The 22,574-nt window shown below is 65.0% G+C and carries 23 protein-coding genes; 13 read left to right on the top strand and 10 right to left on the bottom strand.

What is annotated here, in order from left to right; all coding sequences use genetic code 11:
- The first annotated feature begins 124 nt into the window (after positions 1 to 124).
- Positions 125 to 349: a hypothetical protein gene (locus CHINAEXTREME_RS16050; RefSeq protein WP_007142836.1), complete on the top strand. Its 225-nt coding sequence runs from the start codon at positions 125 to 127 to the stop codon at positions 347 to 349.
- Positions 350 to 371: 22 nt separating this feature from the next.
- Here CHINAEXTREME_RS16050 and CHINAEXTREME_RS16045 read toward each other — a convergent pair whose 3' ends face one another.
- From CHINAEXTREME_RS16045 to CHINAEXTREME_RS16025, 5 genes are all read right to left on the bottom strand, one after another.
- Positions 372 to 992 carry a uracil-DNA glycosylase gene (locus CHINAEXTREME_RS16045; RefSeq protein WP_007142835.1) on the bottom strand — a complete coding sequence of 207 codons (621 nt, stop codon included), beginning with the start codon at positions 990 to 992 and terminating at the stop codon, positions 372 to 374.
- A gap of 133 nt (positions 993 to 1,125) precedes the next feature.
- On the bottom strand, positions 1,126 to 1,416 hold the full coding sequence (locus CHINAEXTREME_RS16040) for a hypothetical protein (RefSeq protein WP_007142834.1): 291 nt from the start codon (positions 1,414 to 1,416) through the stop codon (positions 1,126 to 1,128).
- Between the two features lie 2 nt (positions 1,417 to 1,418).
- Positions 1,419 to 2,507, bottom strand: a complete 1,089-nt coding sequence (locus CHINAEXTREME_RS16035; protein WP_007142833.1) for an Mrp/NBP35 family ATP-binding protein — start codon at positions 2,505 to 2,507, stop codon at positions 1,419 to 1,421.
- A 118-nt stretch (positions 2,508 to 2,625) separates the two neighbouring features.
- Positions 2,626 to 3,441 (bottom strand): aminoglycoside N(3)-acetyltransferase, encoded by an 816-nt coding sequence (locus CHINAEXTREME_RS16030; RefSeq protein ID WP_007142832.1) that lies wholly within the window; start codon positions 3,439 to 3,441, stop codon positions 2,626 to 2,628.
- Positions 3,442 to 3,518: 77 nt separating this feature from the next.
- Complete coding sequence (locus CHINAEXTREME_RS16025) at positions 3,519 to 3,848, bottom strand: hypothetical protein (RefSeq protein WP_007142831.1); 330 nt, start codon at positions 3,846 to 3,848, stop codon at positions 3,519 to 3,521.
- A 391-nt stretch (positions 3,849 to 4,239) separates the two neighbouring features.
- Here CHINAEXTREME_RS16025 and CHINAEXTREME_RS21700 point away from each other — a divergent pair, with 391 nt between their 5' ends.
- From CHINAEXTREME_RS21700 to CHINAEXTREME_RS16015, 3 genes are all read left to right on the top strand, one after another.
- The gene (locus CHINAEXTREME_RS21700) at positions 4,240 to 4,623 is read left to right on the top strand and encodes a hypothetical protein (protein WP_162276104.1); all 384 of its coding nucleotides are present in this window, start codon (positions 4,240 to 4,242) and stop codon (positions 4,621 to 4,623) included.
- 921 nt (positions 4,624 to 5,544) lie between these two features.
- Complete coding sequence (locus CHINAEXTREME_RS16020; RefSeq protein WP_007142830.1) at positions 5,545 to 6,396, top strand: translation initiation factor eIF-2B; 852 nt, start codon at positions 5,545 to 5,547, stop codon at positions 6,394 to 6,396.
- A 138-nt stretch (positions 6,397 to 6,534) separates the two neighbouring features.
- Positions 6,535 to 7,818, top strand: coding sequence for a TIGR00341 family protein (locus tag CHINAEXTREME_RS16015; protein WP_007142829.1), 1,284 nt, complete (start codon positions 6,535 to 6,537; stop codon positions 7,816 to 7,818).
- A gap of 95 nt (positions 7,819 to 7,913) precedes the next feature.
- Here CHINAEXTREME_RS16015 and CHINAEXTREME_RS16010 read toward each other — a convergent pair whose 3' ends face one another.
- Positions 7,914 to 8,648: a ThuA domain-containing protein gene (locus CHINAEXTREME_RS16010; RefSeq protein WP_007142828.1), complete on the bottom strand. Its 735-nt coding sequence runs from the start codon at positions 8,646 to 8,648 to the stop codon at positions 7,914 to 7,916.
- Positions 8,649 to 8,936: 288 nt separating this feature from the next.
- On the opposite strand from CHINAEXTREME_RS16010, the gene CHINAEXTREME_RS16005 reads away from it, so the two are divergent.
- The 5 genes from CHINAEXTREME_RS16005 to CHINAEXTREME_RS15985 all read left to right on the top strand — a co-directional run bounded on the left by CHINAEXTREME_RS16005 (position 8,937) and on the right by CHINAEXTREME_RS15985 (position 14,609).
- Positions 8,937 to 10,052: a Gfo/Idh/MocA family protein gene (locus tag CHINAEXTREME_RS16005; protein ID WP_007142827.1), complete on the top strand. Its 1,116-nt coding sequence runs from the start codon at positions 8,937 to 8,939 to the stop codon at positions 10,050 to 10,052.
- A 190-nt stretch (positions 10,053 to 10,242) separates the two neighbouring features.
- On the top strand, positions 10,243 to 11,568 hold the full coding sequence (locus tag CHINAEXTREME_RS16000; RefSeq protein ID WP_007142826.1) for an ABC transporter substrate-binding protein: 1,326 nt from the start codon (positions 10,243 to 10,245) through the stop codon (positions 11,566 to 11,568).
- A 32-nt stretch (positions 11,569 to 11,600) separates the two neighbouring features.
- Entirely contained in the window at positions 11,601 to 12,578 is a 978-nt protein-coding gene (locus CHINAEXTREME_RS15995; protein ID WP_007142825.1) for a carbohydrate ABC transporter permease, read from the top strand.
- Complete coding sequence (locus tag CHINAEXTREME_RS15990; RefSeq protein WP_007142824.1) at positions 12,578 to 13,447, top strand: carbohydrate ABC transporter permease; 870 nt, start codon at positions 12,578 to 12,580, stop codon at positions 13,445 to 13,447. The genes CHINAEXTREME_RS15995 and CHINAEXTREME_RS15990 overlap by 1 nt, the downstream gene beginning before the upstream one ends.
- Before the next feature lie 10 nt (positions 13,448 to 13,457).
- Entirely contained in the window at positions 13,458 to 14,609 is a 1,152-nt protein-coding gene (locus tag CHINAEXTREME_RS15985; RefSeq protein WP_007142823.1) for an ABC transporter ATP-binding protein, read from the top strand.
- Between the two features lie 22 nt (positions 14,610 to 14,631).
- Here CHINAEXTREME_RS15985 and CHINAEXTREME_RS15980 read toward each other — a convergent pair whose 3' ends face one another.
- From CHINAEXTREME_RS15980 to CHINAEXTREME_RS21920, 4 genes are all read right to left on the bottom strand, one after another.
- Complete coding sequence (locus CHINAEXTREME_RS15980; protein ID WP_007142822.1) at positions 14,632 to 15,378, bottom strand: DUF4013 domain-containing protein; 747 nt, start codon at positions 15,376 to 15,378, stop codon at positions 14,632 to 14,634.
- 98 nt (positions 15,379 to 15,476) lie between these two features.
- The gene (locus CHINAEXTREME_RS15975; protein ID WP_007142821.1) at positions 15,477 to 17,156 is read right to left on the bottom strand and encodes an acyl-CoA synthetase; all 1,680 of its coding nucleotides are present in this window, start codon (positions 17,154 to 17,156) and stop codon (positions 15,477 to 15,479) included.
- Between the two features lie 153 nt (positions 17,157 to 17,309).
- Positions 17,310 to 18,041 (bottom strand): archaeal proteasome endopeptidase complex subunit beta, encoded by a 732-nt coding sequence (psmB, locus tag CHINAEXTREME_RS15970; RefSeq protein ID WP_007142820.1) that lies wholly within the window; start codon positions 18,039 to 18,041, stop codon positions 17,310 to 17,312.
- 301 nt (positions 18,042 to 18,342) lie between these two features.
- The gene (locus CHINAEXTREME_RS21920; protein WP_007142819.1) at positions 18,343 to 18,510 is read right to left on the bottom strand and encodes a hypothetical protein; all 168 of its coding nucleotides are present in this window, start codon (positions 18,508 to 18,510) and stop codon (positions 18,343 to 18,345) included.
- Positions 18,511 to 18,846: 336 nt separating this feature from the next.
- Here CHINAEXTREME_RS21920 and CHINAEXTREME_RS15965 point away from each other — a divergent pair, with 336 nt between their 5' ends.
- From CHINAEXTREME_RS15965 to CHINAEXTREME_RS15945, 4 genes are all read left to right on the top strand, one after another.
- Positions 18,847 to 19,203, top strand: coding sequence for a DUF555 domain-containing protein (locus CHINAEXTREME_RS15965; RefSeq protein WP_007142818.1), 357 nt, complete (start codon positions 18,847 to 18,849; stop codon positions 19,201 to 19,203).
- Positions 19,204 to 19,327: 124 nt separating this feature from the next.
- Positions 19,328 to 20,854 (top strand): DUF790 family protein, encoded by a 1,527-nt coding sequence (locus tag CHINAEXTREME_RS15960; protein WP_007142817.1) that lies wholly within the window; start codon positions 19,328 to 19,330, stop codon positions 20,852 to 20,854.
- Positions 20,855 to 21,314: 460 nt separating this feature from the next.
- Positions 21,315 to 21,578: a glutathione S-transferase N-terminal domain-containing protein gene (locus tag CHINAEXTREME_RS15950; protein WP_007142815.1), complete on the top strand. Its 264-nt coding sequence runs from the start codon at positions 21,315 to 21,317 to the stop codon at positions 21,576 to 21,578.
- A 61-nt stretch (positions 21,579 to 21,639) separates the two neighbouring features.
- Positions 21,640 to 22,572 carry a VOC family protein gene (locus tag CHINAEXTREME_RS15945; RefSeq protein WP_007142814.1) on the top strand — a complete coding sequence of 311 codons (933 nt, stop codon included), beginning with the start codon at positions 21,640 to 21,642 and terminating at the stop codon, positions 22,570 to 22,572.
- Positions 22,573 to 22,574: the final 2 nt, after the last annotated feature.

Genomic DNA, 22,574 nt, shown 5'->3' with positions numbered 1-22,574 from the left:
CGACTCTTGAACGCGGCGTTTCGGCGTTTCGCTGTCCCGGTTTCGAGCCCGGCTCCGCGCAAATCACCGCTTCGACCCCGGGTCCGACGAATAAATTATACCCGTCGCGTCCGTTGGTCGCGGTATGAACGACCGTACTCGCTCCACCACCGGACTGCTCGGAACGCTCGTCGCCGTCGCGCTCGCGGCGCTGGGCGTCTACGGCTTCCTCACCGGCTTCGCGCTCGAGGATCCGGGCGAACTGTTCGCGCCGTCGATGGGCGTGCTGGTGATCACGGCCGTCGTCGTCGGGACGTTGATCCTCGTCGGCGCGCGCTCGAGGCGGTGGCGGGAGAACCCGTACTGGTGAGCGGTCGGACGGCGATCGACGCCTACCGTTCCCGTCGCCCCTTCGTCTGTCGGTAATCCGACGCCATCAGCTCCGCGAAGTGCTCGAGCCACGCCTGCGTCTGGGCGTCGCTCTGCTCGCGGGGGTCGATCATCGGCACCAGGGCGAACCCGCGCCCGCGGATGGTCGTCGCGTGAGCGTCGGGGAATGAGAGGTCCTCGACGGGGGTCGTCGTGTACTCCGTCCCGAGTTCCTCGAGGGCTCGCTCGCCGACCGGGACGAGCACCTCTGGGTTGATCGACCTGATCTCGGCGTTGAGGAAAGGCTCGCAGTTGCCGATCTCCTCGTCGGTCGGCGGGCGCTCGGGATCGCGACACCGCGTCAGGTTCGTCAGGTAGGTGTTCTCGAGGCCGGGGCGATCCGCGGGCGAGGTGGCGTCACAGAGCGCGAGTCGCTCGAGGATGCGCCGGAGCGTGGTGCCGTCGTTTTCGTTCTCGGCCTCGTCCCCGTCGCCCTCCGACAGAAACGGAACCCCGACCGCGTCGGCCCGCGCGGTGGGTCGCTCGCCGACGAACAGGAAGTCGGCCCCGACGTCGCCGTAACCGTGTACGATTTGCTCCCGAGTCTCACAGAGCGCCGGACAGTTCCGGCAGTCCTCGTCCATTCCGTACGGGTTCGCTCGAGTGTGCTGGTTCGCGTCCACGTTCGCGTTCGACTCGGCGTTCGGCGGGCAAAAGGAGTGCGGCTGGCGACGGGGTCCGTTACGGGGGAGCGACGTCGGCCCGGAACCGAGCGATTCAGCGACCGAGACCGCCTTGCTCCGTGACCTCGAGGATGAACTTGACGTTGCGGACGATCTCCTCGGGCGTCGTGTCCTCGTCCTCGTCGTAGAGGTCGCTGGTCCGATAGAGGATGTTCGCGAGCTGTTTGCTCTCGCCCGTCTCGCCGCGGACGTCGTCGGCGATTTCGCGGAGGAACTCGACGCGCTCGGGGTCGGGTTCGGGCTGGTAGCCGCCGCCGCCGTCGGCCGCCGGGGTCGAGGTCGAGGTCGGTTCGGCATCGTCCTCGGACGAACGTTCGCCAGTCATGGTTAGCGGTCGGGTGCCGTCGGTTCGCCGCCGCTCGCCCGGGAGACGTTGCGCCGGTGAACGATCCCGACGTTGTTCGCGACGTTCTCGGTGATCGTCCGGAACGCGTCGCCGGCCTCGCTGCCGTCGTCCCCGTCGCTCTCGAGCACCGTCGGCTCCCCGCCGTCGCCGCCCTCGCGGACGGCCGGATCGAGCGGGATCGAGCCCAGGAACGGCATCTCGTGGGTGTCGGCGAACTCCTCGCCACCGCCGGAGTCGAAGATGTCGTGTTCGCTCCCGCAGTCGGGACAGGCGAACGTCGACATGTTCTCGGCGATGCCCAGCACGACCGTGTCGTGTTTGGCGAACATCTCGAGGCCCTTCCGGGCGTCGTCGAGGGCGACGTCCTGGGGCGTCGTGACGATCACCGCGCCCGTGACGGGCATCGTCTGGAGCATCGTCAGTTGCGTGTCGCCGGTGCCCGGCGGGAGGTCGACCACGAGGTAGTCGAGGTTGCCCCACTCGACGTCCTCCGTCAGTTGGGTGATCACCTTGTGGACCATCGGACCGCGCCAGATGACGGGGTCGTCCTCGCCGGTGAGGAAAGCCATACTCATCAGTTTCACGCCGTACTTCTCCGGCGGGACGAGCGTCTCCTCTTCGGTCGCCATCGGCGGTTCGTCGGCGTCGACCATCCGCGGCACGTTGGGGCCGTAGACGTCGGCGTCGAAGAGGCCGACGCGCGCCCCGAGTTGCGAGAGGCCGGCCGCGAGGTTGACCGCGACGGTCGACTTGCCGACCCCGCCCTTCCCGGAAGCGACGGCGATGACGTTCTTGACGCCCGGCAGGACCGCTTCCTCGTCGCTTCCCTCGTCGCGGTCCGCGATGCTCGCCGAGAGGTCGGGCTCGAGGCCCTCCCCGAGCAGGACCTCGCGGACCTCCGCCGCGATGTCGGATTCGGTGGGCGAGTACGGGGCCCCGAGCGCGAGGTCGACGTCGACCTCGTCGCCCTCGACCGTGAGGTCGTTGACGAGCCCGAGCGAGACGATGTCGTCGCCGAGTTCCGGGTCCTCGACCGATCGGAGCAGGTCGAGAACGGCGTCTTCGTCCATGTCGGTAGGTTCGTCCGACGGTCGAAAAGGGTTGTGTTCACCGGAGAGGATCGTCGCCGCGGGTCTCGAGGGAGCGCCGGATCCGGAGAGCGATCGATCGGGGAAGGGTCGCTTACTCTTACTCCCGGTTCGCCTCGAACCAGTCGACGGCGAAGTCGACGAGCGGGCGCTGATCGAGCAGTTTCGCGTCGCCGACCCCGACCTGCCCCGACTCGAAGGCGTCCGGGTGCGCACGCTCGAAGGCCTCGCCACAGTCCGGGAAGTCGCCGTCGTCGACGTCGAGGTCCTCCCACTCGACCCACTCGCGGTCGCCGTCGACGCGGACCGCGCTCGCGTGGCTCGTCCGCTCGATGTCGATGCCCGCGCGGTACTCCGCGAGGTGGAGCGAAGTGTTCGTCGCGTGGGTGGTGCCCAGAAACAGGACTCGGCCCTCGAGGTCGTAGACCCGGGCGAGCGGCGACGACTCGCCGAGCGAGTAGTCGTACGGATGATCCCCGGTGACGAACTCGGCGTCGGCCCCCCACGCGGCGAAGGAGTGTTGCGGGTGGGCGCTCCGGCGGACGCCCGGGTAGGATCGGAAGCACTCGGCGATGGCGCCAATCCCCTGGGTCGGCGTCACGGCGGGCCGGTACGGCGGCATCTCCTCTCGAACCGTATCGTACCAGGAGTCGGGAACCGGTGGATTCCCCATGTTGGTCGGGTCCCTGTTGCCGGGCGAGTGCGTCGGCATCACGAGCGTACCGTCCTCTCCGAGGACACGCTGGAGGGCGTCGACCACGGCAGGAGCGCCACCACAGACCCACCCCAGGGAGGACAGCGAACCGTGGACCAGCACCGTCTCCCCGGCCGCCACGCCGAGGTCGCGGAGATCCGTCGTCAGCGACTCGACCGTGATCGGCTCCGACGATCGCTCTTCGGGCAGCGGATCGCTCATGGGCCGACGTCCGCGGGTCACGGCATAAGTTTCGTGGCGGAAGGGCACTCGAGCCTCGAGCCCGCCGTTCGACACGGTCACCCCATGAAGTCGAACCGCGGCCCGCCGTAGGTCGGCGGATCCGGCTCGAGTTCGACCCCTTGCTCGTAACGGACGAAGTTGAGGTAGAACGGCCGGCCACAGCCCTCGATGGGCGCGCCCTCGAGGTCGGTGACGGGGCCGTCCTCGCCGCAGACGAAGGCGATGCCGTCGGCGGCCTCTCGCTGCTCGAGGGGGTCGTCCGGGGCGGCGTACTCCCAGCCGGGCTGGGAGCGTTTCGTGACCGAACGATCCGCGAGGTCGAGCGGCCGTTCGATGCTCGTGACGGATCCACAGTGAGGGCAAGTGTATCGGACGGTAGCAGTCATTAGACGGAGATAGGTTTCGAGGGCATCTATATTTTTCATATCGCATATACACGCTCACTTGGACGTAACTATAGTAAATTGAACCATCAGTTCTAGTAATACATTTGATATGGAAAATAGAGTTCCTCGAGCATTTAGATCCCAGAATATCTAATATAGTTAGATTGCAAGAAATACAAGTTATGGTGCTAACCAGACCCAAATGGTAGGAATTGATCAGGAATTTGGATGATATTATACGAGTTATAATTAGAATTACGATAGTTTTGATCATATATACAATTAATCCCGTGAAATAAATACTACCAAATTTATTAAGATTATAAATTAGTGTAAAAACCATACTATTTTAAGTCATGAAGCACTAATCTATGTGTTGAAATAACTGAGAATGAAACGACGGAAGTTACTGATCAGTTCGTACTCAGGAGTATTATTTACCTTCTCAGGTTGTATGAAGTTAAGGCGTAATGAAAATGTTGATATTTATCTTGCAAATGTGACTAGTGATTATATCACGTTTCAGATAAAGTTTCAAACATTATCTGATCAACTAGTCCTATGCGAAAATTATGAGCTTGAGCCAAACACTCGAAGGCGCATTGAAAACGTTGTCCCGCATGGAAAATATTCCGTATCAGTGAATATCAATGGGAATCTTGTTAGTGAGAATTATCCATTTATTGAAACTGATTGTGAGGAGCAAAAACTAACTGCTGAAATTTGGGAAGAAGACGGAGAGTATCGGACTGAATTAGACCAAAACAGATGCTGAGTAGAATTCTCTGAGCATGATTTCACAGAGGACTGGACTGGGTTATGTCGTCTCAGTCTTCCGTGAGTTCCCGGCTCTCTACGATCCCTACTTGTTTCAGGTCATCACTCTTTAGAAATTCACCACCTACTTCGAAGAACGCGAAGTCACCTACTCGAACGTCTACAACGACTTAGCAGATACTACGACTCGTAGATGCTCAAACGATCGACTGGCAAGTACTGAGCGATAGGAGCCGGTCTATCTGTATAACAGGTAGCAATGTTCCGCGGACGAACGAGCGGGCACCGCCCGCTCGAATGCGATGGAGAGTTTCACATCAAAGCCTACGCCCACATAGGGAGTGAGTCTGTCCCGTCACCGACCACGACCAGTTCGATAAGGTCCTCAACCAGTGATCGAGGAGATCGAACGGGGGGTTGCGGCGGACCTTCGATTCGACGACTGATTTAGCTCGTCGTAACAGTAGCTTCTTCTTCATTCAGGGGGATGAAACTAGATCGCTCGACGGGCCAACTGACCGTCCGAGGGAGAAAGATTATTTCTGCATATCACTACTATCAATCATTCACTTAAACAGACACCTATAGCAAGTCGGCGAAGAAATCTACAACGTTAGAACGTATCTGAGAGAAGAAACCGCTGATCTCTTCCATTTCGGCGTCACTATTGGCAACGTCAGCATACCGCCAACAAAAATAGCACCTCACTCACCGTCAAACAGCGTCGTAGGCACTGGACCAACTTTCCGCGAAGTCCGGTGGGGTGGACGGTATGGCCGACGGAAGGTTGGAGTTAGAGTACGGCCTCACGAAGACTACGGACAAAGCCTAACGGATACTGTTGCTTCCAGCGAGGGTGGGGTTCGAGCCGCTGACAACTCCCGGAACACCTTTCTCCCTGACGGGAATCGATTCAGGTATGATCGACGAGACGGTCGAGGAGATCCAGGAGATGCAGACCCACAGCTCCTCGGTGGTCGCCGTCAACGCGACCCGCGCCTTAGAGGAGCTGACCGAGCGGGAGTTCGCCACCGTCGACGAGTACGTCCGCGCCCTCGAGCGCAACGGCTCCGTGCTCCGGCGGGCCAACCCCTCCCACGCGTCGCTACAAAACGCCGTCCGTGACGTCGTCGAGGACGTCGCCGAGGCCGACCCCGACAGCGTCGACGAGGCGAAGGAGCTTACCCGGGACCGCATCGACGCCGTCGTCTCGCGGGTCGAGTCCGGCAAGCGCCTGGCCGCCGAAAACGCCGTCGACCTCCTCGAGGACGGCGCGACGTTGTTGACCCACGACTACTCCTCGACGGTCATCGAGGCCCTCGAGTTGGCGACCGACGCGGGCAAGACCTTCGACGTCTACGTCACCGAGGCCCGACCCCGCTACATCGGTCGGAAAACCGCCCGCACGCTCGCGGATCTCGAGGGCGTCGACCCCACGCTGATCACCGACAGCGCCCACGGCCACTACCTCGCCGAGTGCGACCGCGTGCTCGTCGGGATGGACTGCATCGTCGAGGACACCCTCTACAACCGGGTCGGGACCTTCCCCATCGCCGCGAGCGCGGCACAGGTCGACGTTCCCGTCACCGTAGTGGGGTCGGCCTCGAAGATCGTCAGCGAGGGGTTCGTCTTCGAGACCGAGTTCCGCTCCGGCACCGAGGTGATGCCCGAACCCGCGGAGGGGTTCGACGTGGAGAATCCGGCCTACGACGCGACGCCGGTCGACCTGCTCGAGAGCGTGGTGACCGACGAGGGCCGGCAGCGGTTCTAAACGGAAAACAGCGCGAGTTTCCCGCGCCACCGTGTCCCGGACGGGGGTACTTCACTCGGAGTCGCCGCCGGTCCTGAACGTTCTCGACGGCCCAGGGACCTGGGGACGCTTTTCCTCCTTCCCCGTCGTACGGGCGATATGCGTCTCGTCCAGGTGTTCGTTCCGCGGGGACAGCTCGAGGTCGTCCTCGAGACGGCCGACGAAGCTGGCGTCGACTACGCCGTGTCCGAAGCGGCGAGTCACGGCGAGTTCGAGGCGCTCGTCTCGATCCCCGTCCCGCCCGATGCCGTCGAACCGCTCCTGGCGGCGTTTCGTACCGCCGGACTCCCGGAATCGTCATACACCGTCGTCACCGCCGCGGAGGCGATTATCTCCGAGCGGACGCCCGAGATCGACGACGGCACCGGAACCAGAATTTCCCGCGAGGAACTCGAGGCTCGAGCGCGGGAACTCGCGCCGGCCGCGTCGACGTACTTCATCCTGCTGGTGGTGAGCACGATCATCGCGACGGCCGGGCTGTTGCTCGACTCCGCGGCGACGATCATCGGGGCGATGGTCGTCGCGCCGCTGATGGGACCGGCACTGGCCGCCAGTGTCGGCGTCGTGGTCGACGACGACGAACTCGCGGCCCGCGGGGTCGTCCTGCAGGTCGCCGGGCTGGCGGCGACGGTCGCAACGGCCGCCTTTCTCGGCTGGCTGCTCCGGGGAACCGTGTTGCTCCCGCCAGGGTTCGACATCACCGCTGTCCCCCAGGTGCGAGAGCGGATCACGCCGAACGTGATCGCGCTGTTTCTCGCACTCGGTTCCGGGGTTGCAGGCGTCGTTAGCCTCGTTCGGAACGTCGGATCGGTGCTCGTCGGCGTCGCGATCGCGGTCGCGCTCGTTCCACCGGCTGCGACGGTCGGGCTCGGAATCGCCTGGTGGCACCCGACGGTCGTCGTGACTGCCGGGACCCTGGTCCTCGTCAACCTGCTCTCGATCAACCTCACCGCACTCCTGTTGCTGTGGGGCGTCGGCTACCGTCCGGAACGGACCGAACGGATCGACCGCGTCTACGACCGCCTCCGCTCGCGGGTCGTCGTGTTGTTGGTCGCGATCGCCGTCCTCTCGCTCGTACTCGGCGGCGTCACCTACGGCACCTACCAGACCGCCGCGATCGAACACGAGGTCCGGACCGAACTCGAGTCGATGAGCGACGATCCGGCATTCGAGGCGTTCCGGTTCCAGGAGGTCGGCGTCGACTACGAACTCATCGACGTCTACAGGGACGACCCCCCGTCGGTGACCGTCCTCGTCGAGCGGCCGGCCGGTGAGGCCGAATCCGCGGACTTCGCCGACCGCGTCAGGGAGCGACTGGAAGAAGCCACCGGGACCGATCTCGAGGTCACCGTAGAACTGGTCGATACGCAGCGAAGCGGGTGACGGTCGGTCCGGTGGTTACGGACTGCTGTACCGATGTACCGGCGCAACCACGACCCGGGCGGGGTTGCGCCGGAACTGACGGACAGTAACCCGTATCAGTCCCGATCGCGCTCGCGGTTGCCGAACGTCCGGCCGGAACCGCCCTTCCCACCGGTCGGCTCAGCCCAGTCGACTGCGTTGCGAAGCACCCGACGCACCTCCTCGTTCTCGTAGATCGGGTACGTCTCGTGACCCGGTCGGAAGTAGAAGATCCGGCCGTTACCGCGGCGGTAGCAACAGCCGCTGCGGAACACCTCGCCGCCCTCGAACCAGCTCGTGAACACGAGCCGATCGGGTTCGGGAACGTCGAACGGCTCCCCGTACATCTCGGTTTCGGGCAGTTCGATGTACTCGTCGATCCCCTCGGCGATCGGGTGGCCGGGGTCGACGACCCAGAGCCGCTCGGTGGCCCCGTCCTCGCGCCACTGGAGGTTACACGTCGTCCCCATGAGCCGCTTGAACGGCTTCGAGAAGTGCCCCGAGTGGAGGACGATCAGCCCCATCCCCTCGAGCACTCGCTCCTGAACGCGGTCGACGACCTCGTCCGCGACCTCGTCGTGGGCCTCGTGGCCCCACCACAGCAGAACGTCGGTCTCCTCGAGGACCGCCGGCGGGAGGCCGTGATCCGGCTCGTCCAGTGTCGCTGTTCGGATCTCGAGGCTCGAGTCCGCCGGCTGTCCGTCGGCGAGCGCGTCGGCGATCGTCTCGTGGATCCCGTCGGGGTACACCGCCGCGGCCTCGTCGTCCTCGCGCTCGTGGCGATACTCGTTCCAGATCGTAACGGTGGTCATCCCGTGGGCCTGGGCCGGCGACGTCCTTAGTTCGGCCGGTCGGCTCACCCCCTGTTCACTAGTAACAGGCGATTTCGACCGGTTCCGATCGCCCGACGAGCGCCGATCGGCGACCGACTCTCACGTCCGCATGACTGTCACGGTATCCGAGTAATTAATCGGTCACAACCCTTATTTCGATCGCTGCCCGCGTTTCGCTATGAACCGGGATCGTTCGAAATCGGGATCGAAACGACGTATTTCTGACCACTCGACACCACGACTCGGACCGAAAGGAGGTGTTTCGCGGTGATCGGCACGGGCGTCGGTGTCGGTATCGTCGGTCTCGGGGGGATGGGTCACCTCCACGCCCGTCACCTCGAGGAACTCGGCGCGGAGGTCGTCGCCGGCGCGGATCTGGTGCCCGACCAGCGACGGCGCTTCGCGGAGGAGTTCGCCGCGGAGACCTACGAAACCCACGAGGGGCTCGTCGTCGACGATGCCGTCGACGCGGTCGTCGTCACGACGCCCAACCGATTCCACGAACCGATCACCGTCGACGCGCTCGAGGCCGGCCGCCACGTCCTCGTCGAGAAACCCCTCGCGCACACGCTCGATAGCGCCGAGCGGATCGCCGAGGCGGCGGTCCGGAGCGACGCGATCTGTATGGTCGGGTTCCACAACCGTCACGCCGCGTCGATGGCGATGTTCGACGAACACCACGCACGCGGCCGCTTCGGCGAACTCACCCACGTCGAAGCCAACTACGTCCGACGGCGGGGGGTCCCCGGCCCCGGCTCCTGGTTCACCGATTCCGACCTCTCGGGCGGCGGTGCGCTGCTGGATATCGGCGTCCACGCCCTGGATCTGGCCCTCTATACGCTCGATTTCCCGGAGATCGCCGAGGTGTCGGGCGTCACGCGGACCACGTTCGGTACCCAGGAGGAGTACGCCGACCCCGAGGGGTTCGGCGACAACTGGGACGCCGAAGCCGAGACCTACGACGTCGACGACTCCGTCAGCGCCTTCATCCGGACGACCGACGGGCGGACGATCTCGCTCGAGGCCGCGTGGGCGACCAACCGCGAGGAGAGCATGGACTTCCGGATCCGCGGTACCGAGGCCGGAGCCCAGTTCGACATCGGCGACACCAACATCGAGATCCTCGAGGCCGGCACGGCCGGCGGTGACCACTACGCCGACGTCTCGCTCACCGGCGACGCCTCGATGACCGGCTACAAGAAACAGGACCGAGAGTTCCTCGAGGCGATCGTCAGCGAGACGCCGCCGACGACGAACACGGTCGAGGAGGCCCTGACCGTCCAGCGTGTCATCGACGCGATCTACCGCTCGAGCGAAACTGGCGGTTCCGTGAGCCTCGCGGAGACGAGCGAGGCGGTCGAACGGCGAACGCAGATCAACTGAACCGATTCGGCCTCCGCCGAGTTAGCCCGGATCCGACTTTTTCCTTCCGTTTTCCGCCGTTCCCCGATCGTTTCACGACCTCGGATAGCGAGTAGTGTCTCGGTGTTTCGCCCCCGATCCTAGTAGTGAGGATCAGTACCAAAGGTATTAATACGTATCATAACGATTTTTTACAGTACAGAAGTTCACTATGGATCGTAATAATTCTGATAATCGTAGTACGTCACGACGAACCGTACTACAGGGAGCGGGGACTGCAGCCGTCGTCGGCCTCGCCGGGTGTCTCGGCGGTGACGACGAAGCCGAGAGCCTGGAGGAACTGCTCGAGGAGGATCCCGACGAGTACGAACCCGTCGAAATCGGTCACTGGTGGACCGCCGGTGGCGAGGAAGAGGCGTTCCAGGCACTCGTCGAGGGCTTCGAGGAGGAGTACCCCGAGATCGAGGTCGAATCCTCCCCGTCCCCGGGCGGCGCAGGGAGCGCCCTCGAGGCCGACATCCGGAACCGCGTCGTCGACCAGAATCCCCCGAGTACCTTCCAGGTGTGGCCCGGCCAGGCGCTGACCGACTACACCGAGGAAGACTTGCTATACGACATCGAGGGCCACGTCTGGGACGACGACATGCGTGAGGCCTACCTCGACGGTCCGGTCGACGTCTCGCGACCCCACGGCGACTTCGTCGCCGTACCGATCAACATCCACCGGCTGAACAACCTCTTCTACAACGTCGACGTCGTCGAAGAGGCGGACGTCGACGTCGAGTCGATCGATTCCCCGAGCGCGCTGCTCGATGTAATGGAGACCGTCGACGAGGCGGGCTACGTCGGGATGGCACAGCAGACCCAGTCGGCGTGGTCGACCCTTCAGCTGTGGGCACAGGTGCTGCTGGGCGAGTACGGCGCAGACGTCTACGAGTCGTTCATCGAGGGCAACGTCGAGGACAACGAGTCCGAGATCCGCGACAGCCTGCAGATCGTCGTCGACTACACCGACTACTTCAACGAGGACGCGAGTTCGCTCAGCTGGGACGAGGCCAGCGGCTACATCAACCGCGGCGAAGCCGCCTTCTTCCACCAGGGCGACTGGGCCGCCGGCGAATACGAGGCCGACGACGAACTCGAGTACGGCGAGGACTGGGACCACGTCGCCTTCCCCGGCACCGAGGAGATGTACGCGCTGAACATGGACTCGTTCGTCTTCCCGAAGCACAACCCGTCGCCGAACGCGACCGTCCGGTTCCTGCGGTACGCCGGCTCGGCCGACGCACAGGAACGGTTCAACCCGGCGAAGGGGTCGATCCCGCCCCGGACGGACGTTCCCGACGACGCGTTCACTCCGTTCCTGCAGGACCAGATGGCCGACTTCGAGGGCTCGAGCGAACAGCCGCCATCGGTCGCCCACGGACTGGCGGTCGCCCCCAGCATTCAGACCGACATCGAGGGCGCGTTCGCCAACTTCATCGACAACTGGGACGTCGACGCGGCCTACCAGGAACTCGTCGACAGCTTCGACTAGGACCAGCATCGCCACTTCACCTGACCTGAGCTATGGATTCGTTACGTAACTCGTTACAACGGCTCGATCCCCGCTCCAGTCGCGGGACCGACGAGCCGGTTTCTCGGGAGCGAGAGGGGAACCGCTTCGCGCAACTCCGGGGCAGCGACTTCGTCGAGTCGATCCCGTTCTGGTTGCCGGCGACGCTGCTTGTTTTGTTGTTCGTCTACGGGGCAATCGGCTGGAACGTCGCGATCTCGTTTACCGGCTGGTCCGGTCTCGGACAGCCGGATTACACGAACTTCACGCTCGAGATGTATCGCCAGATGCCGGCCGACCAGAACTTCCGGGCCTCGCTGCGTAACACGGTCGCGCTCCTGGTCGCGTTCACGAGCGTCTCGCTGGTCGTCGGGCTGGGACTGGCCCTGCTCGTCGATCGCAAGATCCGCTTCGAGAACACGTTCCGGACGATCTACCTGCTGCCGATGGCGCTTTCGTTCGTCGTGACCGCGATCTTCTGGTCGTGGATGTACGCAAGCGACGGGCTGATCAACACCACGCTCGCCGGCGTCGGCCTCGAGGGGCTCGCGTTCGACTGGCTGGGCGATCCGCGGTTCAAACTCGCCGCGGTCATTTTCGCGCTGGTCTGGCAGTTCAGCGGCTACTGCATGATCGTCTACCTCGCCGGGCTGCGATCGATCCCGGACGACCACTACGAGGCGGCCCGCATCGACGGCGCGTCGACGCTGACGCTGTACCGGCGCGTCATCGTCCCGCAACTCCGTTCGTCCACGATCGGCGCGACCGTCGTATTGATGGTGTTCGCGCTGAAGGCGTTCGACTTCATCTACGTCATGTTCGGGGACAACCCAGGTCGATCGGCCGACATCCTCGCGGTGACGATGTACCGCCAGGCGTTCTCCGCGAGCGAGTGGGCCTACGGGGCGGCGATCGCCGTCGTCCTCTTCGCGCTCGCGCTGACGATCATCGGCCCCTACGCGTACACGCAGTACAAACGAGGTGCACTCTGATGGCAACCGAAACGAGCGACGAAAGCGGTCTGACTGGGACGGTGTCCGATCTATCGCTCAACCGTGTCGCCCTCTACGGGGCGTTGCTCGCGTTCGTCGGGCTCTACCTGTCGCCGCTGTACAGCGGCCTGACGACGTCGTTCAAGACCCAGGAAGCGTTCACCCGGACCTCGCCGCTGCAGCCGCCGCTGGGCGGGTTCACGATCGATCCCTGGGTGACCGCCGGGAGCGAACTGGCATTCTCGATGGTCAACAGCTTCGCGATGGTAATTCCCGCCGCGGTGCTATCGGCGCTGCTGGGGAGCCTGACCGCCTACGGACTGACGAAAGTCGAATGGCGCGGCCAGGCGCTCCTGCTCGCGCTGTTCCTTGCCGCGGTGTTCATCCCGTACCAGGCGGTGCTGGTCCCGCTGCGGCAGTTCTGGTCGATCGTCGACATCTCGAGCCTCCACGAACGGGGCGAACTGGTCGAACTGACGATCACGCACATCGCCTACGGGATCCCGATCTGTACGATCCTGTTCCGGTCGTACTACCAGACGCTCGACGACGAACTCATCGAGGCCGCCCGCCTCGACGGGGCGAGCCTCGCCCGGATCTACCGGAAGATCGTCCTGCCACTGTCGCTGCCGATGTTCGCCGTCACGCTGATCTACCAGTTCACGCAGGTCTGGAACGACTTCCTGTTCGCGCTGGTGTTGCTCAGCAACCGGGCGAACTACGTCGTCACCCTCGAGTTGAACGCGCTCCAGGGGTCGATGGCGACGGACTACGGCGTCCAGATGGCAGGGGCGTTCATCGCGGCGTTGCCGACGATCCTGGTGTACATCATGTTCGGGGAACAGTTCGCCAAGGGGCAGACGCTCTAACTACCACACAATGGCAGACCTCACACTCGACGACGTAAGCAAAGTCTTCGTAGAGAACGACGGCAACGAGATCACCGCCGTCGACGACGTCAGCCTCGAGATCGACGACGGGGAGTTTCTGGTCCTCGTCGGCCCCTCGGGCTGTGGGAAGTCGACGACGCTGCGGATGGTCGCGGGCCTCGAGACGGTCTCGTCCGGCGAGATCCGCCTCGACGACAGGAGGATCAACGACCAGCAGCCGAAAGAACGGGACATCGCGATGGTGTTCCAGTCGTACGCGCTGTACCCGCACATGACCGTCCGCGAGAACATGTCGTTCGGCCTCGAGGAGTCGACCGACATGCCCGACGACGAGATCGCGTCGGTCGTCGAGGAGGCGGCCGAAATGCTCGATATCGACGAGTTGCTGGACCGGAAACCGGACGACCTCTCCGGCGGCCAGCAACAGCGCGTCGCGCTCGGCCGCGCGATCGTCCGCGATCCGGAGGTGTTCCTGCTGGACGAGCCGCTTTCGAACCTGGACGCGAAGCTCCGTGCCCAGATGCGGACTGAACTCCAGCGGCTCCAGGAGGAACTCGACGTGGCGACGATCTACGTCACCCACGACCAGACCGAAGCGATGACGATGGCCGACAAGATCGCCATCCTGAACGACGGGAAACTCCAGCAGGTCGGCACGCCGCTCGAGTGTTACCACGAACCCGAGAACCGGTTCGTCGCGGGCTTCATCGGCGAACCCTCGATGAACTTCTTCGACGTCTCCTTCGACGCCCCGGACGAGCGGCTCGTCCACGACGACTTCGACTACGCCCTCTCCGCGGAGACGCAGTCGGCCCTCGACGGGACCGAAGAACTCGTCCTGGGCATCCGCCCGGAGGACATCTCGATCGGCGGGGACGCCGCCGACGACCACCGCTACGAAACCGTCGTCGACGTCGTCGAGCCGATGGGCAACGAGAACAACGTCTACCTCGCGTTCGATGAAGGCGAGGACTCGGAGACGTTCGTCGCGACGATCGACGGCCTCGAGCGCGTAGAGGACGGCGAGCGCGTCGTCGCCCACATCCCCGAGGACGCCATCCACGTCTTCGATCGGCGCACGGGTCGGGCGCTTCGAAACCGACGACTCGAGGACGAGACGGCGACCGAGCCGCAGTTGTAACTTGGAACTCCCTCCCCCGCCGCTACTTCTCTTCGCCGTCGACGTCCGCCGCCAGTCGATACCCCCGGCCTACCAGCCGCGCCGCCACGACGTGGACGTAGAATGCCGCGAAGACGGCCGCTACGCCGACCGGCGTCGCGCTCGAGAGCGCGGTCGGGAGCACGATCCAGCCGGGTGCGAGGAACAGCGCCGCGACGGTCCAGGCGATGAAGTAACTCCCGTGGCCGATCACCGACCGATACGAACGGAGTCCCAGGGCCTCGCGGAGGCTGCCGCCCGCGGCGAGCCGACCGACCGCCGCGGGGTAGACGTAGGCGAACGACAGGACGACGAGGAGGACGGCCGTCGAGATTCCGAACAGCGAGAGCGCGCCGACGAACCCGATCTCGTCGGCCGAGGCGACGGGCAGTCGACGCAGTCCGGCGACGGCGGCGGCGACGACGAATACGGGGACCACGGCGTACGCGACGGTGAGGACGGAGAGCCGACACCCCTTCCACGCCAGTCCGGCGAACGGTCGGAACCCGGGCGGGTCGTCGCAGCCACGGACGCTTCGCTCGACCACGCGCAGGAGATAGCCCAGGAGCGCGACGACGGGCACCGCGGCCAGCGAGCCGACGACGGCGACCAGCGGGAACGGGGCCGTAACGAGAGCCAACTGCACCAGGATCGCCGTCGCGATCCCGAGGACCCCACCCGTTGCAAACAGGTCCGCCGTCCGGTCGCCGCGGAAGGGATAGCGAACTCCCTCTTCGATTCCGAACACCATCCGAGCGTGTCCCTCGTTCGGACGGGGGTCGTATAACGATTTCAGTACTGCGGCGACGACCGTCGCGAACGGCGTCCGACGACTCGGGAGCGATTCTCTCAGACCGACTCGCCGGCGTCCGCCTCCTCGGTGGCCTCGTCCCGGAGTTCTGTACGCCGAATCTTTCCGGTCACCGTCTTGGGTAACTCCTCGCGGAACTCGATCTCGCGGGGGTACTCGTGGGCGGACAGTTCCTCGCGGACGTGGGTCTTGATGTCCTCCGCGAGGTCCGCGGACGGATCCGTGGTCTCGCTGGGGACGACGTAGGCCTTGACGATGGTTCCGCGCTTGCGATCCGGCTTCGGGACGACCGCCGCCTCCGCGACGGCCGGGTGTTCGCCGAGCGAACTCTCGACCTCGAACGGGCCGATGCGGTAGCCCGAGGAGATGATGACGTCGTCGGCCCGCCCCTCGAACCAGAAGTAACCGTCCTCGTCCTTGTGCGCGAGGTCGCCCGAGAGGTACCAGCCGTCGACGAAACACTCCTCGGTCTTCCCCGGTTTCTCCCAGTAGCCCGCGAAGAAACAGGGGTAGTCGCCCCGCTGGGCAATCTCGCCCGTCTCGCCGGGCTCGAGCGGTTCACCCGTCTCGGGGTCGACGATGTCGGCGGTGACGCCGGGCAGGGGCTTGCCCATGCTGCCGGGCCGGACCTCCATCGCGGGGTAGTTATTGATGATCATGTTCCCCGTCTCGGTCTGGCCGTAGGTGTCGTGGATCGTCACGCCGAGGGTCTCCTCGCCCCACTCGACGACGCCGGCGGAGAGCGGCTCACCGATCGAGAGGGCGTGACGCAGGTCGAGGTCGACGCCCTCGAGGACCTCCTCCTTCTCGCGGAGCATCCGGTAGGCGGTCGGTACGCTGAAAAGCACCGTGATCGGGTACTCGTCCAGTAGCTCGGCCCACTCCTCGGGGTCGAACTCGCCTTCGTAGGTGAACAGCGACGTGCCCCAGAACCACGCGCCGAGGGTGTTGATCGGCCCGGTCAGCCAGCCGAGGTCGCCCGTCGACCAGTAGAGGTCGTCGTCCCGGAGGTCGGCGGCGAACCGCTGGGTCGCCGCGACGCCCGTCACCCAGCGGTGTTCGTGGAGCACGCCCTTCGCCGGGCCGGTCGTCCCGCTCGTGTAGTACAGCAGTGCGTCGTCGTCGCCGCCCGTGCGGACCGTCTCGTAGGTCGCCGCGGCGTCAGCGAGCGCCGCGTCGAACTCGAGGTCGTCGTCCGCGAGGTCTCCGTCCCCGCGGTCGACGACGAGTACGTGCTCGACCGACGGCACGTCCTCGAGCGCCTCGGCGACGGTGTCGCGGTTCTCGCTCGTCGTCACCACGGCCGACGCGTCGCAGTCCGCGAGCCGGTAGGAGATGCCCTCGGGGCCGAACCGCTCGTTGATCCCGCCGAAGACGGCACCGCGCTTGAGCGTCCCGATCAGCGCGACGTAGTGTTCCGGGATTCGGGGCAAGTACGTGAACACGCGTTCGCCGCGCTCGATGCCGAGGTTCTCGAGGGCGTTCGCGAACCGGTTCGATCGTTCGGAAAGCGCCTCGAAGGTCAGGGTTCGGGACTCGCCGTCGACGCCGACCTGTCGGAGCGCGACGCGGTCCCCGCCCGCAGCGTGGCGATCACAGACCTCGTGTGCGACGTTGATCGACTCGGGCGCGTCCCAGTCCGCCTCGGCGTAGATGTCGTCCCAACTGAACGACTCGCGGGTCGACTCGTACTCCTCGAGGTTGTATTCGTCCGGCATATGTTCGGCGACAACAATGATCAATATAACTGTTATCCCGCCTCGCAGGCGATCGAAAACGGGCCAGTTTCCGGAGTCTGGGGCGAGAATCGAGTCGAGATCGGTCGCGACGCTGTCGAAGAACGATCGACGGCGAAAGCGTGGAAGTCCGCGTTAGACGACTTCGTCGAAGTCGTGGTGCCCGTGGATGTCGACGCCCTCGTCGGTGATCTCACAGAGGAAGACCCCGTTACCCGAGCCCGTGTCGCGCTCGGCGGCGGACTTGATCGAGCGGGCGGCGATCGTCGTCGCCTCGTCGTTCGAGAGGTCGTCCTCGTAGGACTGCTCGAGGTGACCGTAGGCCAGTTGCATCCCGGAGCCGGTGACGGTGTAGTCGTCCTCCATGACGCCGCCAGCGGGGTCGATGCTGAAGACGTGGCTCCCTTCGTCGTCGACGCCACCCAGGATCGGGTGGATGGCGAAGAACGGACCGCCGCGGGCGAAGTTGCCCGCGAGGTTGGCCAGCGCCTCGATGCTCATGTCCTCGCCGCGTCGGGACTCGTAGAGGTTGACCTCGGCGCGCAGCGTCGAGATGAACGACTGGGCGCCGCCGACGCTGCCGACGAGCGTCAGTGCACCGGTCGGGTGGATCTGTTCGACCTTCTGGACGTTCTTGTTCGAGACGAATCGGCCGCCGAGGCTGGCGCGCATGTCCGTCGCGATGACGACGCCGTCCTCGGTCGTGATGCCGATGGTCGTCGTTCCCGTCTTGTTGACGTTGTCGAGATCGGCCTGGGTCAGGTCGTTGCGGGGCATCGAGCCGACCTCGGGCTCGTACGGGCTCGAGCTATCGGCCAGCTGGTCGACCGTCCGAGAGAAGTCCGAGTCGTGTGTGGGCGTACGCATTGCTCGAAGGGTACGGCCGGGAAGATATAAAACCCCGGCGGTCACCACCGGCGTTTCCGCTTTCACGGCCGAACCGCAGACGTACACCCATCGGCGTCGGTGCGTCGACCGCTTTCCCTCACGACATCCGACGACAGGTCGGCTGGAGGCGTTGTGCGTCGAGCCTCGAGGGGGCCGACCCTGAGGCCCGGGACGGTTCGATCGTCGGCCGTCGGCCGTCGACCGTCGCTCGTCGTCCGAGACGCGTAGCTTGTCGGCGTCGAAACCGTCGAAAAGCTCGGATCGCGGTATCAGTCCATGGTTACTGGGCGGCTTCGTAGGCGTCCTCGACGTTGGCGAGGACCTGGTGGATCGGCAGCGTTACCCCGGCCTGTCGGGCGGCCACCGCGAGCGGCATCGCGAGGATGCCGACCACGATACACAGCTGGTACAGTGCGAACAGGGTTGCGCGGTACACGCGGGATATCATCAGCGTTCAGCCGTGGCTCAGACGAGGGCAGTATATAAGCTTTCTTGAAACACCGTTTCTATAATGGTTGTTAATGTAAGAATAGGTCGACGCCGTCGTGCGATTCAACTCGAGTTGCGCTAGCAGCAACTCGAGTCGGACCGGAGCCGAAATCCGACTATCCAGGCGGGAATCGACGGGGGGAATTCTCGTAACTTATGAGCATAATCGGACTCACGTGCGCACCTGGCCCGCGGAGACGAGCCCCGTCCAGCCGTCGCGATCGGGGAGCGTTCGCGTCGCCTCGTGACGAGTCCGAACCGCAAAGCAGGAAACCCCCCGGAACGACCACCGTATATGGGCAACTATCTCGTCGCGATGGAAGCTGCATGGCTCGTTCGTGACGTCGAAGAGATCGACGACGCGATCGGCGTCGCCGTCAGCGAGGCCGGGAAACGACTCAACCAGGAGGACATGGACTACGTCGAGGTCGAGGTCGGCGCGACGGGCTGTCCCGCCTGTGGCGAACCGTTCGACTCCGCGTTCATCGCGGCCGACACCGCCCTGGTGGGGCTCGCACTCGAGATGGAGGTGTTCAACGCCGACGGCGAGGAACACGCCTCCCGCATCGCCAAAAGCGAGGTCGGCGGGGCGCTGCGCGACGTTCCGCTGACCGTCGTCGAGGTCATCGAATCGCCGGACGAGGACGCGTAACGGCTCGACCGACGGGCGTTCGCCGCGCCCTCGAGGCTCCCCGGGGCCGCCCGCGGCCGCCCGCGACCCGCAGCCCCGATCCACGGCGGACGACTTTTGACGATGCCGCCTCGAGTGTCAGGGGATGCTGCGCAAGGAGTTCCTCCGCGTCTCGCGGGCCGGCGGCGGCTACCACCCGCAGTTCGCCGAGCGATCGGACCGGCCCCTCGCGGCCCGGGTCATCGGCACGTTTCAGGGCCACGTTGGGGAACCCCGGGGCGACCTCGAGGACGCGCTGACCGACCTCGAGCGCGAGAGCGACGACTACAAGCTCGTCCGCGGGCTCGCGGCCCTCGTCGAGCGCGAGGCGACGTTCGAAACTGCTGCGCCGATCGACCCCGAACGCGCACGCCGCGCGGCGTTCGAGGCCGCGGAGGCGGTCGGCGTCGTCAGCGAGGAGGAGCGGGCGATGGCGCTCGTCCGCGCCGGGGAATCCCTTCCCGTCTCGGCCGACGACCTCGAGCGATCCCTCTATGCCGACCTCGAGGAGCGACAGGTCCTGACCGTGGTCGAGCCGCGCTGGGACCCGGACGGCCTGCTCGCACAGTACAACCTCTCGCTGGCCCAGACCGCGCTGTTCGACGCGACCGAGCTCCGGGTGCGCTCGAGCGATCCGAAGGCGCTGGTGTCGGCGATCAAGCGACTCCGACTCATGTACGAGATCCGGCGGGACGACTCGTCGAAGGGGAACGACGCAGCCAGCGACCGCGAAATCGTCGTCACCGGACCCACGCGGCTCTTTCGATCGACGCGGCGCTACGGGACGCGGTTCGCGCGGCTCCTGCGGACCGTCGCGAGCGCCGAGGCGTGGCACCTCGAGGCGACGATCGACGACCGCGGCACGGAACGGACGCTTTCGCTCTCCCACGAGGATCCCGTCGAAGTGCCCGACGCCGAGCCCGTCACCGACGTCAGCTTCGACAGCGGCGTCGAGGCCGACTTCGCGGCCCGCTTCGAGGACCTGGACCTCGACTGGGAGCTGATCCGCGAACCCGAGCCGCTCGCGGCCGGAACGCGGGTCATGATCCCCGACTTCGCCTTCGAGTACGCCCACGGGGAGTTTCGTGTCTACTTCGAGATCATGGGGTTCTGGACCCCCGAATACGTCGAGAAGAAGCTCGGACAGCTCGAGGCGCTGGAGGACGTCGACATGCTCGTCGCCGTCGACGAGTCGCTCGGCGTCGGCGAGGAGATCGCCGCGCGGGACCACCGCGCGATCCCGTACTCGGGATCCGTGCGGGTCAAGGACGTCGTCGACGCTCTCCGGGAGTACGAGCGGGACCTCGTAGCCGAGAGCGCGGCCCGACTCCCCGACGAACTGATCCCCGAGGACGACGCCGTCGGCCTCGAGGAACTCGCCGACCGCCACGGCGTGAGCGCGGACGCGCTCGGCGAGACGGCGTTCCCCGAACACGAGCGGGTCGGTCGGACGCTGATCCGGCCCGCCGTGCTCGAGGAGGTCGACGCGGAGATCGAACCCGGGACGGACCTCGCGGCCGTCGAGTCGCTGCTCGCCGAGCGTGGGATCGGCGACTCGAGTGCCGTCCTCTCGCATCTGGGCTACCGGGTCGAGTGGGAGGGGCTCAGTGGCGGCACGGTTCGCGAACGATAACCGATACTGGACGCCCGGTATCGGTCAGCGGTGGCCCCTTCATTACTCCGAGGAACCAAAACAAAAAAACACTTACAGACCAATGATTAATTCGTTATCATGTCTGCCAGTACACCACGGACGGAACTGCCGCCTTCGATCCGTACCGGCGTTGCGGTCCTTCTGTTCGTAATCCTTGGATTCGCTCTGCTTACAGCGAACATCTTCCTGGGCATATTCAGTGCGATTGCGCTCGGAATCACCGTGTTCGTGCTTCACCTATTCCATCGGTTGGTCATTGCCATCGAGGAGATTGCCAACAAAATGTAATGGAACATATGTTTCGACTGCCGGTCGCCGTGTCGGTCCCCTCGGTCTTGCCGTCGAAACAGTTCTCCCCATCGCTGGACAGTGAAACTCATCGGACCGTGTTTCACCTGCCTGTCGAACGCGTAGGGCCGCCCGCGACGTACGGTGATCGATGCTCGAGCTCTACCAGGCTGAAGGCTGCCCGCACAGCACCGAGGTGCGCGAGAAACTCACCGAACTCGGCGTCTCCTACGTCGTCCACAACCCGCGACTGACAGGGGACGAGGGCGGGGACGTGCTCAACGGGCAGGCCCACGCCCAACTGACCGCGATCGGCGGCGAGGACTCGATCCCGTTCCTCGTCGATACCGCCCGAGAGGAGACCCGCTACGAGAGCGAGGCGATCGTCGACTACCTCGAGGACCACTACGCGTAGCGGTTCAGTAGGGAGGGCGATCGAACGTTATCCGGCTCGAGCGCGTACGGATACTATGACTATGAACCTCTCCACGCCCGGCATCCATCACGTCACGGCTGTCGCGAGCGATCCCCAGCGGACACACGACTTCTACGCCGACACCCTCGGCCTGCGGCTCGTCAAGCGAAGCGTCAACCAGGACGACACGGACGTCTACCACCTCTTCTACGCCGACCACGAGGGCCGGCCGGGAACGAGCATGACCCTCTTCCCCTATCCCGAGGCGGGCTCCGGCCGGGTCGGGACGGGACAGGTCGCGGCCGTCTCGTTTCTGGTCCCCTCGGGGTCGCTCGAGTACTGGCGCGAGCGCCTCGAGGAGGCCGGCACGGAGCCCGGCGAGGTCGTCGACCGCTTCGGCGACGACGTCCTCCCGTTCAGCGATCCGGACGGCCTCCCGCTGGAACTGGTCGCCCGTCCCGACGCTCCCGAACCGAACCTGCCGGAGAGCCCCGTCGCACACGCCCACGCGATCCGGGGTTTCTTCGGCGTGACGCTGTCGCTGACCGGCACCGAACCGACGACGGACCTGCTCACGGGGATGGGCTACCGGCAGGCGGACCGTTCGGCGGACGGGACCCGACTGCGCTACGAGACCGACGGCGACCTGGGGTACGTCGTCGACGTCCGGGCGGAGCCACAGGCTCCCCGGGGCCTCCCGGGAGCGGGCACCGTCCACCACGTCGCCTACCGGATCGACCGCGAGGCGCAAGAGGGGTGGCGGGAGTTCCTGATCGACCGCGGACTGCGCCCGACGGAGGTCATCGACCGGAAGTGGTTCGAGTCGATCTACGTCCGGGAGTACGAGAACGTCCTCTTCGAGTTCGCAACCGCGGAGCCGGGGTACACCGTCGACGAAGACCTCGAGGCCCTCGGCGAGAGCCTGGTCCTGCCGGAGTGGCTCGAGGATCGGCGAGAGCGAATCGAGGCGTCGCTACCGGCGCTGTCGACGTAGTC

The sequence above is a fragment of the Halobiforma lacisalsi AJ5 genome (genome assembly GCF_000226975.2).
Classification (GTDB): Archaea; Halobacteriota; Halobacteria; order Halobacteriales; family Natrialbaceae; genus Natronobacterium; species Natronobacterium lacisalsi.
The sequence above is the reverse complement of the archived record's forward strand: the minus strand, read 5'-3'. Positions and strand labels throughout refer to the sequence as shown.